At 74.0% G+C, this 16,839-nt stretch carries 14 protein-coding genes; 7 read left to right on the forward strand and 7 right to left on the reverse strand.

What is annotated here, in order from left to right; all coding sequences use genetic code 11:
* Positions 1-13: 13 nt before the first annotated feature.
* Positions 14-232: a hypothetical protein gene (locus ACFYZJ_RS31885; protein WP_388573809.1), complete on the reverse strand. Its 219-nt coding sequence runs from the start codon at positions 230-232 to the stop codon at positions 14-16.
* On the opposite strand from ACFYZJ_RS31885, the gene ACFYZJ_RS31890 reads away from it, so the two are divergent.
* The 3 genes from ACFYZJ_RS31890 to ACFYZJ_RS31900 are packed head-to-tail and all read left to right on the forward strand — an operon-like array spanning position 134 to position 3,359.
* Positions 134-1,300, forward strand: a complete 1,167-nt coding sequence (locus ACFYZJ_RS31890) for a glycosyltransferase family 4 protein (protein WP_388573737.1) — start codon at positions 134-136, stop codon at positions 1,298-1,300. The two genes, ACFYZJ_RS31885 and ACFYZJ_RS31890, sit on opposite strands and share 99 nt — an antisense overlap.
* A complete protein-coding gene (locus tag ACFYZJ_RS31895) occupies positions 1,297-2,508 on the forward strand; it encodes a glycosyltransferase (protein WP_388573739.1) in 1,212 nt (403 codons plus the stop codon). The genes ACFYZJ_RS31890 and ACFYZJ_RS31895 overlap by 4 nt, the downstream gene beginning before the upstream one ends.
* Entirely contained in the window at positions 2,505-3,359 is an 855-nt protein-coding gene (locus ACFYZJ_RS31900; RefSeq protein ID WP_388573741.1) for an SGNH/GDSL hydrolase family protein, read from the forward strand. The genes ACFYZJ_RS31895 and ACFYZJ_RS31900 overlap by 4 nt, the downstream gene beginning before the upstream one ends.
* 12 nt (positions 3,360-3,371) lie before the next feature.
* Here the strand turns inward: ACFYZJ_RS31900 and ACFYZJ_RS31905 are convergent, their stop codons facing one another.
* From ACFYZJ_RS31905 to ACFYZJ_RS31925, 5 genes are all read right to left on the reverse strand, one after another.
* Positions 3,372-4,241 carry a biotin-dependent carboxyltransferase family protein gene (locus tag ACFYZJ_RS31905; RefSeq protein WP_388573743.1) on the reverse strand — a complete coding sequence of 290 codons (870 nt, stop codon included), beginning with the start codon at positions 4,239-4,241 and terminating at the stop codon, positions 3,372-3,374.
* On the reverse strand, positions 4,241-4,855 hold the full coding sequence (locus ACFYZJ_RS31910) for an allophanate hydrolase subunit 1 (protein WP_388573745.1): 615 nt from the start codon (positions 4,853-4,855) through the stop codon (positions 4,241-4,243). The genes ACFYZJ_RS31905 and ACFYZJ_RS31910 overlap by 1 nt, the downstream gene beginning before the upstream one ends.
* Positions 4,852-5,604, reverse strand: coding sequence for a LamB/YcsF family protein (locus ACFYZJ_RS31915; RefSeq protein WP_388573747.1), 753 nt, complete (start codon positions 5,602-5,604; stop codon positions 4,852-4,854). The genes ACFYZJ_RS31910 and ACFYZJ_RS31915 overlap by 4 nt, the downstream gene beginning before the upstream one ends.
* A 72-nt stretch (positions 5,605-5,676) precedes the next feature.
* Complete coding sequence (locus ACFYZJ_RS31920; protein WP_388573748.1) at positions 5,677-6,522, reverse strand: putative hydro-lyase; 846 nt, start codon at positions 6,520-6,522, stop codon at positions 5,677-5,679.
* Positions 6,519-7,838, reverse strand: a complete 1,320-nt coding sequence (locus tag ACFYZJ_RS31925; protein ID WP_388573750.1) for an MFS transporter — start codon at positions 7,836-7,838, stop codon at positions 6,519-6,521. Before ACFYZJ_RS31925 ends, ACFYZJ_RS31920 begins: the two co-directional genes overlap by 4 nt.
* A gap of 172 nt (positions 7,839-8,010) precedes the next feature.
* Here ACFYZJ_RS31925 and ACFYZJ_RS31930 point away from each other — a divergent pair, with 172 nt between their 5' ends.
* The 4 genes from ACFYZJ_RS31930 to ACFYZJ_RS31945 all read left to right on the forward strand — a co-directional run bounded on the left by ACFYZJ_RS31930 (position 8,011) and on the right by ACFYZJ_RS31945 (position 15,955).
* A complete protein-coding gene (locus ACFYZJ_RS31930; RefSeq protein WP_388573752.1) occupies positions 8,011-8,706 on the forward strand; it encodes a GntR family transcriptional regulator in 696 nt (231 codons plus the stop codon).
* An 89-nt stretch (positions 8,707-8,795) separates the two neighbouring features.
* Positions 8,796-10,322, forward strand: coding sequence for a hypothetical protein (locus ACFYZJ_RS31935; protein ID WP_388573754.1), 1,527 nt, complete (start codon positions 8,796-8,798; stop codon positions 10,320-10,322).
* A 46-nt stretch (positions 10,323-10,368) separates the two neighbouring features.
* The gene (locus ACFYZJ_RS31940; RefSeq protein WP_388573756.1) at positions 10,369-11,247 is read left to right on the forward strand and encodes a hypothetical protein; all 879 of its coding nucleotides are present in this window, start codon (positions 10,369-10,371) and stop codon (positions 11,245-11,247) included.
* A gap of 70 nt (positions 11,248-11,317) precedes the next feature.
* Positions 11,318-15,955, forward strand: coding sequence for a hypothetical protein (locus ACFYZJ_RS31945; protein ID WP_388573758.1), 4,638 nt, complete (start codon positions 11,318-11,320; stop codon positions 15,953-15,955).
* 107 nt (positions 15,956-16,062) lie between these two features.
* Here ACFYZJ_RS31945 and ACFYZJ_RS31950 read toward each other — a convergent pair whose 3' ends face one another.
* Positions 16,063-16,674, reverse strand: a complete 612-nt coding sequence (locus ACFYZJ_RS31950; RefSeq protein WP_388573760.1) for a hypothetical protein — start codon at positions 16,672-16,674, stop codon at positions 16,063-16,065.
* Positions 16,675-16,839: the final 165 nt, after the last annotated feature.

Genomic DNA, 16,839 nt, shown 5'->3' on the forward strand with positions numbered 1-16,839 from the left:
GGTGACCCGCGCGTCAGGACTGCGTGGACATGCGACGGCCTGCTCGGCTGTGCAGCTCAACGCTCATGGGACGTTCCCCGGCCGGAAAGATCGACGTTGACGCGGCCACGTCCGGTGCGGCGAGAACACCGGTATGCGTGTCGTCATCGTGACCGAATCCTTTCCCCCCGATGTGAACGGCGTGGCCCACTGCGCGCTGCAGACCGCCCGGCACCTCGTCGATCGCGGTCATGCTCCCCTCGTCGTCGCTCCGGCCTCCCCCAAGGTCTCGGCTTCGCTCGACCTGGGGGGCACCCCCACAGCCGGCACCGGGCCCGACGCCCTCGCGCCGTGTCCCGTCGTCCGTGTCCCCTCCCTTCCGCTCCCCGGCTACCCTCAGGTACGCGTGGCACTCCCCAGCCGACGCGTCGCCGCGGCCATCACCGAACACCGCGCCGACATCGTGCACCTGGCCAGCCCCTTCATCCTCGGCGTCCGCGGCATGGCGGCCGCCGCCCGGCTCGGCATCCCCGCCGTCGCCGTCTACCAGACCGACCTCGCGGGCTACGCCCGCACCTACATGGGCGCCGGCGAGGCAGCGGCCTGGCGGCGCATCCGCTCCGTGCACGGCGCCGCCGACCGCACCCTCGCGCCCTCCAGCGCCGCCCTGCACGACCTGGAGGCACACGGCGTGCCCCGGGTGCAGCTGTGGCCGCGCGGCGTCGACACCGTCCGTTTCCGGCCAGACCTGCGCAACGAGGCGATCCGCCGGGAACTCGCCCCGAACGGTGAGCTGATCGTCGGCTACGTCGGCCGGCTCGCCCCCGAGAAGCACGTCGAACTCCTCGCCGGCGCCTGCGGCCTGGAGGGCGTGCGCGTCGTCGTGGTGGGCGACGGGCCGAGCGAGACCACCCTGCGCGCCGCCCTGCCCGGCGCCGCCTTCCTGGGCCGCCGCACCGGCGACGAACTCGCCCGGATCTTCGCCTCGCTGGACGTCTTCGTGCACACCGGCCCCTTCGAGACGTTCTGCCAGACCGTGCAGGAGGCCATGGCGAGCGGCGTGCCGGTCGTCGCCCCCGCCGCGGGCGGCCCCCTCGACCTGGTGGCCCACGGCCGCACCGGACTGCTCGTCCCGCCCGGGGACGCCGCCGCCTTCCGGGACGCCGTCCGGTCCCTGGCCGCCGACCCGGCGCTGCGGGCCGCCTACGGGACCGCCGCGCGCGCCCTCGTGGAGGGCCGCACCTGGGCCTCCGTCGGCGACCAGCTCATCGGCCACTACACGGACGTGCTCGCCGCGCGCGAGACGGTGGTGGCGGCATGAGCTTCGCCACCGAGCGCAACGGCGCCGGCCTGCGCATCGTGCGGCTCGCCAACTTCGTCGCCCCGGCATCCGGCGGTCTGCGCACCGCGCTGCGCGAACTGGGCAAGGGGTTCAAAGAGGCCGGACACGAGCCGGTGCTCATCGTGCCCGGCGAGCGCCACACCGACGAGATGACCGAGCAGGGCCGGGTCATCACCCTGCCCGGGCCGCTGCTGCCCGGCACCGGCGGCTACCGCGTCCTCGTGGACAAGCGCCGCGTCGCCGCCCTCCTGGAGGAACTGGACCCCGACCGTCTCGAGGTCTCCGACCGCACGACCCTGCGCTGGACCGGCAGGTGGGCCCGACGCGCCCGGGTCCCCGCCGTGATGGTCTCCCACGAGACCGCCGACGGCGTCCTGCGCACCTGGGGCCTGTCCGAGACCCTGTCCCGGCGCGCCGCCGACGCCCTCAACATCCGTACGGCGCACACCTACGCGCGTGTGGTGTGCACCACCGAGTTCGCCGAGCGGGAGTTCGTGCGGATCGGCGCCCGCAACGTCGTACGGGCACCGCTGGGCGTCGACCTCCAACAGCGGCACCCGGCGCTGCGCGACGCGAGGCTGCGCGCACGGCACGCGCGCGGGGACGAGACGCTGCTCGTCATGTGCTCCCGGCTGTCCGTGGAGAAGAAGCCCGGCACGGCCCTGGACGCCCTGGAGGCCCTGCTGCACCGCGGACTGCGCGCGGTGCTGGTGGTCGCCGGGGACGGGCCGCTGCGGGCGCGGCTCGAACAGCGGGCCGAGGAGCGGCGGCTGCCCGTCACCTTCCTCGGCCACGTCGCCGACCGGGACCTGCTCGGCGCGCTGCAGGCCACGGCCGATGTGTGCCTGGCCCCGGGGCCCGCCGAGACCTTCGGTCTCGCCGCGCTGGAGGCGATGGCGTGCGGCACGCCCGTGGTGGCCAGCGCCCTCTCCGCGCTGCCCGAGGTGATCGGCTCGGCCGGGGCGACCGCCGTGAACACGGGTGAGGCCTTCGCGGACGCGGTGGAGCTGCTCATGGGGCGGTCCGAACCCGAGCGCCGGGAGCGGGCACGCGCGCGTGCCCAGTGCTTCGGCTGGAAGACGGCGGTGGACGCGTTCCTCTCGGCCCACGACGCCCTGCCGTACAACGTGCCGACGTCGGCCGGTGAGGTCCGCCCGCGGGAGGCGGCCCGGGAGGGCGTGGGATGAGACCCCTGCGGTTCGTGGCGCTCGGCGACTCGCTGACGGAAGGCGTGGGCGACCCCGTCGGGGACACCTGGCGGGGGTGGGCCGCGCTTCTCGCCGACGGGCTCGCCCCTGTGGACACCCCCGCGGAGTTCACCAACCTCGCCGTCAGTGGAGCCCAGACCCGGGACGTCCTGGAGCGGCAGACCCCGGCCGCGCTCGATCTGCGCCCCGACGTCGTCTCCGTGGTCATAGGTGTCAACGACACCCTGCGCTGCACCTTCGACATCCACGCCGTGGCCGCGCGCCTGGACCAGGTGTACGCCACGTTCCGAGCCGAGGGCACGGTGCTGCTCACTGCCTGCCTGCCCGACCCGGGGACGATGCTGCGGCTGCCCGGGGTGCTGGCGCGCCCGCTGGCGCGGCGGCAACGGGCCGTCAACACGGTCGTGCACGCGCTGTCCGAGCGGTACGGGGCGGTGCATCTGCACGCGGCGGACGGGGACTGGGTCAGCGATCGTGCGATGTGGAGCGCGGACCGGCTGCATCCGGGGGAACGTGGGCACCGACAGCTCGCCCTGCGCTTCCACGCGCTGCTCGCCGACGCGGGCCTGGCCACCGGCACCGCGCCCTCGGCGGACGCCGAGTTCCCGCCACCCGGCCGCTCGGCGAGCCTCTGGTGGCTGGCCACCGCCGGGACGGGCTGGGTGGCCAGGCGGTGCACCGATCTGCTGCCGCAGCTGCTCACTCTGGCCGCCGACGAGGTCCGTCACAAGGCGAGGGGGACCAGCGCCCGGCTGGACCTGAGCGCCTCGCACGCGGTGACGTCCGCGCTGGCCGCGCTGTCGGGGGCGGAGCAGCCGGACGCGGCCTGAGCGGGCACAGCACTACCGGCGGCTCACGGCCGTGAACCGCACGGGGGTGCCCGGGGCCGCCTGTGCTGCGGCCGCGAGATCCGCGGTGCGCACGACCGCGATCACCGGGTACCCCCCGGTGGTCGGATGGTCGGCCAGGAAGACGACCGGACGGCCGTCGGGCGGCACCTGCACCGCGCCCGGCACCATGCCCTCACTGGGGAGCTCACCGGCCCGGGCCCGCTCCAGGGCGGGCCCTTCGGTGCGCAGGCCGATGCGGTTGCTCGCGGCGGACACCCGGTACGCGCGCGTGAGGAGTGTGCGCAGCGCGGCCCGCGTGAACCAGTTGGCGCGCGGTCCGAGCGTCACCCGCAGCACCAGCTCGGCCGGCGGACCCGGCTGCGCGGCGACGTCCACGCGCGCGTGGGGACCGGTCGGCGTGCCCAGGGGCAGGACGGCACCGTCCGCGAGCGGTGGCGGGCCGAGCCCGGAGAGCAGGTCGGTGGAGCGGCTGCCGAGCACCGGATCCACGGCCACTCCGCCCGAGACACCGACGTAACCGCGTACTCCGGCCTGTGCGGGCCCCACGTCCAGCAGCGCCCCGCCCGGCACGCGGACCGGCGCTCCCCAGGCGACGGGGCGGCCGTCCACGGTGACCGCGCAGGGCGCTCCGCCGACCGCGACGGTGATGGCCGAACGCGGGCGCAGCGCACAGCCGTTGAGCGTGGTCTCCAGGACGGCGGCTCCCGGTGGGTTGCCGACCAGCCGGTTGACCAGCGCCGCGGCAGGCGCGTCGAGCGCTCCGGAGCGCGGCACCCCGAGATGGGCGTGACCGGGCCGCCCCCGGTCCTGCACGGTGGTCAGCAGCCCGGCGCGTACGACGACGAGAGCACGGTCCGCCATCAGGACCCCACCGGGACGAAGCGGACGCGGACACCCGGGGCGAGCAGCGCGGCCGGTACGCGCGCGTGGTCCCACAGCACCGCGTCGGTCGTGCCGATGAGCTGCCAGCCACCCGGCGACGAGCGCGGGTAGACCCCGGTGTACGGACCCGCGAGCGCCACGGAACCCGCCGGTACGGCCGTGCGCGGCGTGGCCCGGCGCGGCACGTGGTAACGCTCCGGCAGCCCCGTGAGATAGCCGAACCCCGGCGCGAACCCGCAGAAGGCGACCCGGAATTCGGCCGCCGCGTGGATCCGTGCCACCTCCTGCCGCGGTACGCCCCACAAGGCGGCCACCTCCGCGAGATCGGGGCCGTCGTACCGTACGGGGAGCTCGACCGGCTGCTCCGCGCGCGTGGCGATCGGCGGGATGTCCCACTCGGCGATCCGGGCCGCGAGCCGGGCAGGCTCGGCCACGCCCTCGAGGAGGACCGTGCGGGCCGCGGGGACGACCTCACGCGCCGCCAGCTCACCGGAGGCCCGACGGCGCAGCAGCTCGGCGTGCAGGGCCTGCACCTCGTCGCCGTCGGCGAGCTCGACCAGCAGCGCCTCGTCCCCGACGGGCAGCACCCTCATGCGAAGGCCTCCACGCGTACGCCCGAGGCCTCCAGCTCGGCGCGCACCCGGCGGGCCAGGTCGACCGCGCCCGGTGTGTCGCCGTGCAGGCACAAGGAGCGTGCGCGCACCGGGATCTCGCGCCCGGAATGGGCGACGACGGTCCCGGAGCGGGCGAGGCTCACCGAGCGTGCGACGACCGCGCCGGCGTCGGTGATCACCGCCCCGTCCCGGCCACGCGGCACGAGCGTGCCCTCGTCGGTGTAGGCACGGTCCGCGAACGCCTCCGTGACGACCGGGAGCCCGGCTTTGCCGGCCACCTCCAGGAAACGCGACCCGGGCAGCCCCAGCACGGGCAGCGTCGCGTCGGCGAGCAGCACGCCGTCGACGACCGCCTGGGCCTGCCGCTCGTCGTGGACCACCCGGTTGTAGAGCGCGCCGTGCGGCTTCACATACGACACGCGGGAGCCCGCCGCACGCGCGAACACCTCCAACGCGCCGATCTGGTAGGCCACTTCCGCGGCCAGCTCGTCGGGCGGCACGTCCATCGAGCGTCGCCCGAAACCGGCCAGGTCGCGGTAGGAGACCTGGGCGCCGATCCGTACGCCGCGCTCGGCCGCCAGCTCGCACACCCGGCGCATGGTGGCCGCGTCCCCCGCGTGGAAGCCGCAGGCCACGTTCGCGCTCGTGACGACGGACAGCAGCCGCTCGTCGTCGGTGAGATGCCAGCGGCCGAAGCCCTCGCCGAGATCGGCGTTCAGATCGATCATGGTCCCTCCTGGTCGGACGCCGTCGCGTGACTGGTTCCGGCCGTGGCCGGGCGACGTGAGCACCGGTCGTCGTCAGGCGACGCGGTACTGGTCGTCGCGGGCGTCGGTGATGAACATCTGCCCCGGTGCGTGGGTGATGGCGAACGGTGGGCGCGAGGCCATCACCGCGGCCTGGGGGGTCACGCCACAGGCCCAGAACACCGGGATGTCGTCGGGTTCGGCGTCCACCGGGTCGCCGAAGTCGGGGCGGCCGAGGTCCTCGATGCCCAGGACCGACGGGTCGCCGCAGTGTACGGGGCCACCGTGCACCGCGGGGAGCAGACTGCTCTCCCTGATCGCGGCGCCGACGTGGGCCGGCGGCACCGGACGCATCGACACCACCATCGGACCGTGCAGCCGCCCCGCCGGACGGCAGTGGCGGTCCGTCACGTACATCGGGACGTTGCGGCCCTGCTCGATGTGGCGCAGCGGCACACCGGCCTCGGTGAGCGCCCACTCGAAGGTGAAGCTGCACCCGATGAGGAACGACACCAGGTCGTTCCGCCAGTGGGCGCGCACGTCCGTCGGCTCGTCCACCAGTTCGCCGTTCCGCCACACCCGGTAGCGCGGCAGGTCGCTCCGCAGATCGGCGCCCTCCGCGAGGACCGTCGTGAAGGAGCCCGCGTCGGTGACGTCCAGGACCGGACAGGGCTTCGGGTTGCGCTGGCAGAACAGCAGCGTGTCGTACGCCCAGTCGGCGGGCACCGAGATCAGGTTGACCTGGGTGTGGCCCGCGGCGACGCCGGCGGTGGGGCCGGTCAGGCCCGCCCGGAAGCGGGACCGGGCGTCTTTCGCGCTCCACGCGTGCGCGTGCTCGTCGACGAGGATGAGCGGGCGGTCTTCTGCGAGGGTCGGGGAGTGGTCTTCCGTACGGTTCACCGCAGTTCCTTCCCGCGCGTCTCCGGCAGGCCCAGGAGTGCGAGTGCCGCGAGCCCGTACCCGATCGCCCCGAAGACGAGCGCGCCGCCCACGCCCCAGCTGTCGGCCAGGAAGCCCACCAGGGTCGGGAAGGCGGCGCCCACGGCGCGACCGGTGTTGTAGGTGAAGCCCTGTCCCGTGCCGCGCACCGCGGTCGGGTACAGCTCGCTCAGGTACGAGCCGAAGCCGCTGAAGATCGCCGACATGCAGAACCCGAGCGGGAAACCGAGCACCAGCAGCAGGGTGTTGGCGCCGTGCGGGATGTTCGTGTACGCCAGTACGCAGATCGCCGAGAGCAGTGCGAACAGCCAGATGTTGCGCCTGCGGCCGAGCCTGTCGGTGAGGTGGCCCCCGGTGAGGTAGCCGATGAAGGCTCCGGAGATCAGGAACGTCAGGTAGGAACCGGTGCCGACCACGGACAGGCCCCGTTCCGTCTTCAGGTAGGTCGGCACCCAGGTTGCCAGCGTGTAGTAGCCGCCCTGGACACCGGTGGACAGAAGGCTCGCGAAGACCGTGGTGCGCAGCAGCCCCGGCGCCCCGTCCGTGCCGGGCTTGAAGATCGCCGCGAAGGAGCCCTTCTCGGTGCTGCGTTCCCTCTGGGCGGTCGCCTCCGGGGCGTCGTGCACCCGGCGGCGCATCCAGATCACCAGCAGCGCGGGCAGCGCACCGGTCCAGAACATCACCCGCCAGGCGAGGTCGTCGCCCGCGACGGAGAAGACCAGGGTGTAGACGATCACGGCGAGTGCCCAGCCGACGGCCCAGGAACTCTGGATCGCGCCGAGCGTACGGCCCCGGTGCCTGGCGCTCGCGTACTCGGCGACCAGGATCGCGCCGACCGCCCACTCGCCGCCGAAGCCGAGGCCCTGGAGGGCGCGGAAGACCAGCAGTGTCTCGTAGGTGGGGGCGAAGCCGCAGGCGACCGTGAAGACGGCGTACGTCACCACGGTGATCATCAGGGCCCTGACCCGTCCGAAGCGGTCGGCGATCACGCCCGCGACGGCGCCGCCGACCGCCGAGACGACCAGGGTGACCGTGGTGAACAGGCCGGTCTGGCCGCTGTTCAGACCGAAGTACGCGGCCAGCGCGACCATGCTCAGCGGCAGTGTGAAGTAGTCGTACGAATCCAGGGCATAGCCACCGAAAGCGCCCGCGAAGGCGCGGCGGCCGCGCGGGCCGAGGGCGTGCAGCCAGCCCAAGGCGCCGCCGTCGTCGGCGTGTTCGCCGGCGCCGGAGCGGGCGTCGGCGGTCGGGGCCGGGGAGGGGGGAGTCGTGCTCATGGGCACCTCGCAGTGAGGGACGGAGAGTGCTTGCGGGATGAGCCGTGCGGTGTGGAAGCCGCGACGCCACGGTGGAGCGGAGTGGTGCCGTGCGCAGCAAGGTAGAGGATCGTTGAACGATCCTTCAATACCCATGTTGTTTCGTCCTTGTATCTGCGCTTGAATTCCGGGCATGGCAGAGGAGCTGACGGGACTGGCCGACGACCGTGCCCTGCTGGGGCGTACCAGCACCGCCGAGCGGGTGTCGGACATCCTCAGGAGCCGGATCGCCGACGGCTTCTTCCCGCCCGGCACCCGGTTGTCGGAGGACAGCATCGGCGGTGCGCTCGGCGTCTCCCGCAACACGCTGCGCGAGGCCTTCCGGCTGCTCACCCACGAGAGGCTGCTCGTCCACGAGTTGAACCGTGGCGTCTTCGTACGGGTCCTGACGGTCGAGGACGTGGAGGACATCTACCGCACCCGCAGCCTCGTCGAGTGCGCCGTCGTACGAGGTCTCGGCGAGCCGCCGTACGCGCTTCAGGGCCTCGCCGAGGCCGTCACCGACGGGCGGCGGGCCGCGCGCGAAGGTGACTGGAAAGGTGTGTCGACGGCCAACATCCACTTCCACCGGGAGCTGGTCGCACTCGCGGGCAGTGAACGCACGGACGAACTGATGCGCAGCGTCTTCGCCGAACTGCGGCTCGCCTTCCACGTGGTGGACGACCCGCGCCGACTGCACGAGCCGTACCTGGCGCGCAACCAGCAGATCCTCCAGACGCTCCAGGCCGGGCAGAGAGACGAGGCGGAGAAGCTGCTCGCGGCCTACCTGGACGACTCACGGGCGGGCCTGGTCGAGGTGTACGGGCGCCGGGTGGCCGACGCGGGATAGGGACGCGGGACTCGGACACCGGCGGCTCCGCCCCGGGGCGCACCCGGCGATTTGGGTCGTTGTCAGACCCAGGACCTAATCTGTGCACCGTGACTTCGCCTGCATCGACGGATCGTGTTCCGCCCCAGCTCAGCGCGGGGCCGCGCCCCGCTTCGGGGCCGGCCGCCGACGAGGGGCTGGCCCGGCGGCTGCGCGCGCTCGCCTGCACCGCGCCGCTGCACGACCTGGACGCGCGCAAGGCCAACCTCGCGGGTGAGTACTCGGTGTACGGCATGGCGGAGATCGCCCTCGCCGCCATCGACCTGGTCACGCTGAACATGGACTTCGACACGGGCGCCGACCACGACCAGATAGTCGCCCGCCTCATCCCGCGCATCGCCGCGCAGGCCCCGCAGCGCCCGCCCGCCGAACACGAGCGGGTGGCCCGCTGGGTCCTGGAGAACCTGATCAACGTCGGCAGCGTCGACCGCGGCTTCCGGGCGGTGTACGGCACGTTCGCCCCCGACGGCACCTACGTCCGCCGCGACTACGACTTCAAGCTGATCGAGGAGGTCCCGGGCTACGGCGGAGGCGTCTACCTGCGGACGACGGACGAGGCGGTCAACGTCCTCGTCGGCGCCCTCGACACCGATGTCACCAGCGCCCAGATCGCCGCCGAGGTCAAACTGGAGGTGCTGATCAGCCGGGGCCGCCTCGCCGACGCCCAGCTCGCCGCCGAGCAGGCGCGCTACCGGACCGTGCAGTACTCGGAGTCCCTGCGCAAGGCCCTGGACGCCACCCGGCGCAACGTCCGCGCGGTGGACTGGCTGAACGCGGTCCCGGACATGATCACCGAGGCCCTGGACCACGTCGCCGAGCGCTACCGCCACGAGAACGCGATCCTCACCAACATCCGCAAGGCCCGCGACGAGTCCGAGGACCCCGAGCAGAAGCGGCGCGCCGCCGAACTCGTCGACATCGTCAAGGACTGCATCCGCCGCCACACCCAGCTGCAGTCCCGGCTCCTGGAAGCGGGCCCGCTGTTCCGCGCCGAGCAGGACCGGCAGGCGTTCGCCACGCCCGTGGCGACGTCCGGGATCGACCTGTACGGGCATCTCGTCGCACCGGTGCTGCCCCTGCCCCTGGAGCGGGCGACCCGCGTCACGGACGCCTTCTTCGCGCACGGTACGGGGCTGCGTACGCCCTTCTCCGTGCGGGTCGGGGACCTGGTCGACCTGCTGCTGACGCCTCCGGTGGAGCGCGAGCACCTGGGCGCCGAGATGCCCGAGCCGGACCTGATCGCCACACCGGACGACAGCAGGTTCAGCGAGGAGCAGATGGCCGCCGCCATGGAACTGCTCGACCTGCCGGCGGACGCGCCACGGCGGCTGTCGGGACTGTTGGCCGAGGCGCGCCGCAAGGACCCCGACCTGCCGTACCTGGTCGCCCTGTTGGCCGTGCACGCGGCGAGCCCGCCGGTCGGCACGGCGTACCGCCAGGGAGAGGAGAAGCTGCTGTTCGCCGTCGACGACGGCACGGAGCTGGACGACCCCGAGTTCGGCGGGGCCGACCTGATCGTGGGCACGGCTCTGCTGGACGCGGCGGGCATGGCGGCGGACCGGACGGAAGCGGCGTGACGCCGATGACCACGAGCAAGCACCAGCGCACCGAGGAGCCCCAACCGTGACCGAGCACGTCGAGTGGAGTGAGCCGGACACCGCCACCACACCGGTGAGCGGCGCCGTCACTCCCGCCGACGCCGCCGACGCGGCGCGGCTCGTCGCCTTCGGCCTGCAGCCCAAGCTGCAGCCGGCACGCGACCAGGAGTACGCGGACCTGCTGCGCCGCTACCGCGAGGACCCTCCGTTCGCGCGGCTCGCCGACGCCGTCGCCACCGGGCTGGGCCTGATCGTCCTGGAAGTGTCCCCGCGCGCGGGCATGGCCGTGACCGCGGCCGAGGACTCGGTGTTCGCGGTCCGCATGGGCGACTACGCGCGTCGCACATCGGCCGACTCCGCCGACCGCTTCCTGCACGGGCTCGCCCATCTGGCCGTCGCCGCCCTGGCGTTCCCACGCCCGGAGGACCTCGCCGACGACGGCTACATCGGGCGCGTCACGGTCAACGGCGTCGACGCCTTCGTGCGCCAGGCCTGCCGTCGCCTGGAGGAGCGGGCCGAGGAGCAGGGGGAGAACACCGACCCGGCCACCGACGCGCCCGGCCTTGAGGCCGCCTGGCGGGTCTGGGCCAGACGCAGTGCCACCGGGGCCACCAAGGACGCGCGCCGCCCGGCCGCCTCGACCACCGGCATCGTCGCGAAGGCCGTCGCGTTCCTCACCGACTCCGGCTTCCTGCAGCGCACGGGCGACGAGAACGGCGGTACGTACCGCACCACGGCCCGCTACCAACTCCAGGTGCGCGACATGGCGGGCAGCGCCGCCCTGGCCGAACTCCTCGAACTGGGCATCGTCCCGGTCACCGACGGCACGGCGACCCTGCTGCCCGCCGAGGACACCGACGACCTGGAGCTCGTGGCCGAGGCCGGACTGCCGTTCCACTCCTGAGACCCCGCACTTTCCTAACCCCGCAAGACTTACGACACACCAGCAAGACTTACGACGAGAGTCCGCCGCCATGTACGAGCTGTCCCGGGTCCGCCTCTACTCCATCGGTCCGGCCGGTGCGCGCTATGCCGACACCGTGCTGGACCTGCGGGGCGTGGGTGATCCGGTGCCCGAACCCGCGCCCACCCAGGCGGAGTTCTTCGAGGAGGAGCCCGCCGGGCCGCCCCGCAGGCCCGCCCCCGCGGGCGTGCTCTTCCTGGAGAACGGCGGCGGCAAGTCCGTCCTGCTCAAGCTGATCTTCTCCGTGATGCTGCCGGGCCACCGCAACACGCTCGGCGGCGCCAGCTCCGGTGTCCTGCGCAAGTTCCTGCTCGCCGACGACTGCGGACACGTGGCGCTGGAGTGGCAGCACGTGCAGACCGGCGAGTGCGTCGTCGTCGGCAAGGTCAGCGAGTGGCGCGGCCGGCAGGTCTCCAACGACCCACGGAAGTTCGCCGAGGCCTGGTACTCCTTCCGCCCGGGCCCCGGACTCACCCTGGACAACCTGCCCGTCGCCGAGTCCACCGCCGTACGGCCACCCGTCGAGGGCGCCTCCGGGGCGCAGGGGCGGCGCCGCACCATGAAGGGCTTCCGGGACGCGCTCATGGAGGCGGGCAAGGCGTACCCGCACCTGGAGGTGCACTGGGAGGAGATCCACGACCGCTGGAACGAGCACCTGACGGACCTCGGCCTGGACCCCGAACTCTTCCGCTACCAGCGCGAGATGAACGCGGACGAGGGTGAGGCCGCCGGTCTGTTCGCGGTCAAGAAGGACTCCGACTTCACGGACCTGCTGCTGCGTGCCGTCACCGACACCCGGGACACCGACGGACTCGCCGACCTGGTCAGCGGTTTCGGCAACAAGCTGGGCCGGCGCGCGGAGCTGATCGCCGAACGGGACTTCACCGCCGGGTCCGTGGACCTGCTCGGGCGTATCGTCGACGCCGCCGAGGCCCGGTCGCGGGCGCGTGACATCCACGCGGGCGCCGAGCGGCGGACGCGCACGCTGGCGCGGCGGCTGTCCGCGCGCGGGGTGCAGGAGCGGACGCGCGCCGCCGACCTGGCCCAGCAGGTCACCGCGGCCGCGCACGCCGTCACCCAGGCCGAGAGCGCCCGCGAGCACAGCGCGCTGATCGCGGCCGAACTCGCTTACCGCCACGCCTCCTTGGCGCTCGCCGGTGCGGAGAAGGCCGCGGCGGCGCAGAAGCGGGAGCTGGCCGACGCCCGCCAGCTGTACTCCGCGTGGCAGGCCGCCGAGGCCGTGCTGCGGCACCGTGCCGCCGCCGACCGCGTGGCGCGCGTGTCGGCCGCCATCCAGGAGGCCGAACGGGACGCCGCACCCGCACTCGCCGCCCGCGCCAAGGCAGCCGTCGACCTCGTGCGGGCACTGCACGCGGCCGCCGAGAGCGCCGAGTTGCTCGCCAACGAGGAGGAGGAGCGGTCCGCCGCCCTGCAGGAGGTGAGCGAGTCCGCGTACCGGGACTCGACCACCGCCGCCACCGAGGCGCAGCGCGCCCGCAGCGAGGCCGGCCATTTGCGACAGCGGCTGACCGAGGTCGAGCAGGAGACCACCGAGGCCGTGCGCGCGGGCTGGCTGGACGACAGCGCCCCGGACGCGGACCCGGCGCGCGCCGCGCTCGCCGCGAGCGACGCCGAGAAGACGGCCGTCGCCGCCTGGGACGCCGCACGGGACGCCTCCCGCCGTGCCGCCGAGCACGCGCGCGAGGCGGCCTCCGCGGAGTCCCGGGCCGAACTGACGGCGGCCCGCGCGGCGGACGCGGCCACGGCCGCCGAGCGGACGTACGAGGCCGAGCGGCGCACCGCCGAGGCGCTGGCGGCCGAGGAGCGCCTGGCGGAACTGCTGAGCCTGTCCGGCACCGGCGCACGCCCCCGGGTCCCGGCACCCCGCAGGGACGACGACTCCCACGAAACCGGAACGGCCGACGTCGCCCTCACCGCCGAGGAACTGGACCGCTTCGCCGACGAACTGCGCGAACTGCTCGACGACTCCGTCTCCTCAGCCGAGCGGCAGCTCTTCGAACTGCGGACCGCGGCGGCCGACGACGCGCGCATCCTCGGGGCCCTCGGCGACGGCGGGCTGCTGCCGCCGGGCCCGGACGTGCTCGCGACCGTCGAGTTCCTCGGCGAGCACGGCATTCCGGCCCTGCCCGGTTGGCGCTATCTCGCGCAGGCCGTCGACCCCGCCGACCACGCGCGCGTACTGGCCGCCCGGCCCGAACTGGTCGACGGCGTGATCATCACCGACCCGGACTCCCACACCCGCGCGCGGGAAGTGCTGAGCGACGCGGCCCTGCTGCCCCGCTCCGCCGTCGCCGTCGGCACCGCCGCCGCGCTGCTCGCCCCGCCCCCGCCCGTCGACGAGCGCGACAACAGCGGCGACGTGTTCCTCGTCCCGCCGAACCCGGCCATGCACGACGAGCACGCCGCCGACCAGGAGCGCCGGGCACTGCGCGCCCGCGCCACCGAGCGGGACGAGGAGATCCGGGCGCTCGCGGCCCGACTGGGGAAGGACCGTGAACTCGCCGCCCGGCTCGCCTCCTGGCGCACGGGATGCCCGGCCGGCCGGCTCACCGAACTGGCGCAGGCAGCACGGGACGCCCGCGCGTTCGCCGAGGAGGCCGAGGCCGAGCTGGCCGAGGCACGAACCGTCCGGGCCGAGGCCGAGGAGACGGCCGCCGAGGCTGCTCAGGTGCGCGACGAGCGCCAGGAGGCCGCGCAGAAGGCCCGCCGTGCCGCCGACGCGCTCGCCGGACTGGCCTTCCGGCTGCGCGAACGCGCCGGCTGGCAGGCCAAGCTGCGCGAACTCGCCGACGAGGCGGTCGAGGCCGAGGCCCGCGCCCAGTCCTGCCTGGAGCGCGCCCGCGCCGCCGACGAGGACCGGCGCGCGGCCCAGCGCGCCGCCGACGACGCGCGCCGCACGGCGCGTGCGCTGCGCGCCGAGCGCTCCGAGATCGCGGGCGCCCCCGATGACGTACCGGAGGACCTCACCGACGCGCCGAAGGCGTCCCTGCCCGCCCTCCGTGAGGCCTACCGGGCCGCCTCCCAGGTCTACGAGAAGGTCGGCGTCGGCGCCGACCTGCGCGCCGAGCAGGCCCGGGCCGAGAGCGACGAGTCCGCCGCACGTGCCGAACTGGACCGGCTCAGCAACAAGGTGCGCACCCGCGCCGAACAGCTCCTCGCCTCGCCGGACGGCTCCGACGGGCCGTCCCGGCAGGCCGCCGCCGCGCGCGCCGAGGAACTGGTGCAGCTCCTGGAGACCCGGATGTCCTCCGCCAGCGAGCAACTGGGCCGGCTGCGCGGCGAAGCCGAACGGCACGCCCCCGAGAACGGCGAGGCCCACACTGAACTCCCCGAGGAGCTGGTGCCCCGCGACACCGAACACGCCCAGGCCCTGCTGCGCACGGCGACGGCCGAACTCGCCTCCCGCACCGAGGCCCTGAGCCAGGCCCGCGAGGCCCATGCCGAACTCCTGGAGGCCCACCGGGCCGCCGAGGACGCGGCGAGCGGCTTCGACGAGATCGCGGCCATGCTGCGCGACCTGCTGCGCGAGCACACCTCGGACGAGGAACAGGAGCAGCCGGAGCCGTACCCGGGCAACCTCGAGGAGGCCCGGAAGGCCGCCGCCGAGGCCCGTCGCTCGCTGCGCGGCTGCGCCGCCGACCTGTCCGCCGCCGAGGCCGCCGTGCGCGAGGCCTCCGACGTCCTCGTACGGCACGCCAACTCGACGCGGTACGAGCAGGTCCGCACACCCGCCCGCCAGCAGATCCGGGAACTGCCCGCGTCCGCCCTGCCCGAGCACGCGCAGCGCTGGGCGGAGGCGTTCGCACCCCGACTCCGGGTCCTGACCGACGAGTTGGCTCAGTTGGAACGCAACCGGGACTCCATCGTGGACCGGCTGCGCGGCCTCGTGGAATCCGCGCTGGCCACCCTGCGCTCCGCCCAACGCCTGTCCCGGCTGCCCGAGGGGCTCGGCGAGTGGTCGGGGCAGGAGTTCCTGCGCATCCGCTTCGAGGAGCCCGACCAGGCCACGCTCATCGAACGGCTCGGCGAGGTCATCGACGAGGCGACCCGCGCGGCCGTCAAGAAGAACTCCGACCTGCGTCGCGACGGCATGTCGCTGCTCCTGCGCGGTGTCAGCGCGGCACTCCAGCCCAAGGGCGTCGCCGTCGAGATCCTCAAGCCGGACGCCGTGCTGCGCGCCGAGCGGGTGCCGGTCGGACAGATGGGAGATGTCTTCTCGGGCGGCCAGCTGCTCACCGCCGCCATCGCGCTGTACTGCACGATGGCCGCGCTGCGCTCGAACGACCGGGGCCGCGACAAGCACCGCCACGCGGGCACGCTGTTCCTGGACAACCCCATCGGACGCGCCAACGCGACGTACCTGCTGGAGCTCCAGCGGGCCGTCTCCGACGCGCTCGGGGTGCAGCTGCTCTACACCACCGGCCTGTTCGACACCACCGCGCTCGCGGAGTTCCCGCTGGTCATCCGGTTGCGCAACGACGCCGACCTGCGGGCCGGCCTGAAGTACATCCGAGTGGAGGAACACCTCCGGCCGGGACTGCCGCAGCAGCCCCAGGCCGGCGAGGCGGTACACAGCGAGATCACGGCGACGCGGATGTTCAAGCGTCCGGCAACCGCGGCGCCCTGAGGGCGCGGCGAACTGTGCGAAGTCGGGGGGACCGGTGGCGGACCGTCCCACCGCGCGCCCTGCCCCCGTGCCGTCCCATGCGCGAGCGCGAAGGGTCCCGCATCCCGTCACGGATGCGACAACTGACCGGTCCCGCCGCGCCGGCGTATGCGCTCCTGAGCCCGCTCAGCCACTCGCGCCCGGCGGCGGGCCGCGCGGCGTTCGCGGCGCAGGGCGCGTGCCGTGCTGCTCGGGACCGACACCACTCCATGGCGCTGGTTCCACACCTGGCGCGTCACCCAGACGTCCAGCGCGCCCCACGTCGCCACCACCGTGCTCGCCACGCTGCTCAGCACCATGGGGAACGCCAGCCAGGAGTCGGCCAGCGTGCACAGCACAGCGATCACCGCCTGGATCAGCGTCACCGCGATGATGAGGACCGCCCGCACCGCCGCCGTCCGCACGGGATCCGGCAGCCGCCGCCGACGCGCGGGCTCCTCCACCCACAACGGCCGGTAGGACGACGCAGCACGCTGCTCACCGTCCGCCACGGGGCTTCTGTGTCGTTCCTCGCCCGCAAGCTGCGGGACGCCCCGGCCGTCGACCGGGCCGCGCCCTTGCGGCACCCGGCGCTCCACGCCGGCCGGAATGTCGCGATCCGGTGCCTGGGAGCCCCTTCGCGCCGCTGTGGGCGCCGCGGCGCCCGTCCCGGGTGTTCCGCGCCGCTCCGCCGTGCCCATCAACCCGTCACTCCCCACCGCCCGCAGACCACTCGTCCCGATGCCACCGACACCGACTCCCCAGTGGCTGCCCGGCTTGCGCTGTTTTACGCCGCCCGAGTGCGGCATGCGGCGCCTGTGGCCGATTCCGCCCCCAATTTCCGTACAGGAAGACGATCGACGTTC

Origin of the sequence: Streptomyces sp. NPDC001848, from assembly GCF_042891915.1 — a bacterium.
Classification (GTDB): Bacteria; Actinomycetota; Actinomycetes; order Streptomycetales; family Streptomycetaceae; genus Streptomyces.

Excerpts from the sequence above, each read along its gene's own strand:
- ACFYZJ_RS31890 (WP_388573737.1), top strand. The coding sequence starts at position 134 with ATGCGTGTCGTCATCGTGACCGAATCCTTTCCCCCCGATGTGAACGGC.
- ACFYZJ_RS31885 (WP_388573809.1), bottom strand. The coding sequence starts at position 232 with ATGACCGCGATCGACGAGGTGCCGGGCGGTCTGCAGCGCGCAGTGGGC.
- ACFYZJ_RS31895 (WP_388573739.1), top strand. The coding sequence starts at position 1,297 with ATGAGCTTCGCCACCGAGCGCAACGGCGCCGGCCTGCGCATCGTGCGG.
- ACFYZJ_RS31900 (WP_388573741.1), top strand. The coding sequence starts at position 2,505 with ATGAGACCCCTGCGGTTCGTGGCGCTCGGCGACTCGCTGACGGAAGGC.
- ACFYZJ_RS31905 (WP_388573743.1), bottom strand. The coding sequence starts at position 4,241 with ATGGCGGACCGTGCTCTCGTCGTCGTACGCGCCGGGCTGCTGACCACC.
- ACFYZJ_RS31910 (WP_388573745.1), bottom strand. The coding sequence starts at position 4,855 with ATGAGGGTGCTGCCCGTCGGGGACGAGGCGCTGCTGGTCGAGCTCGCC.
- ACFYZJ_RS31915 (WP_388573747.1), bottom strand. The coding sequence starts at position 5,604 with ATGATCGATCTGAACGCCGATCTCGGCGAGGGCTTCGGCCGCTGGCAT.
- ACFYZJ_RS31925 (WP_388573750.1), bottom strand. The coding sequence starts at position 7,838 with ATGAGCACGACTCCCCCCTCCCCGGCCCCGACCGCCGACGCCCGCTCC.
- ACFYZJ_RS31930 (WP_388573752.1), top strand. The coding sequence starts at position 8,011 with ATGGCAGAGGAGCTGACGGGACTGGCCGACGACCGTGCCCTGCTGGGG.
- ACFYZJ_RS31945 (WP_388573758.1), top strand. The coding sequence starts at position 11,318 with ATGTACGAGCTGTCCCGGGTCCGCCTCTACTCCATCGGTCCGGCCGGT.
- ACFYZJ_RS31950 (WP_388573760.1), bottom strand. The coding sequence starts at position 16,674 with ATGGGCACGGCGGAGCGGCGCGGAACACCCGGGACGGGCGCCGCGGCG.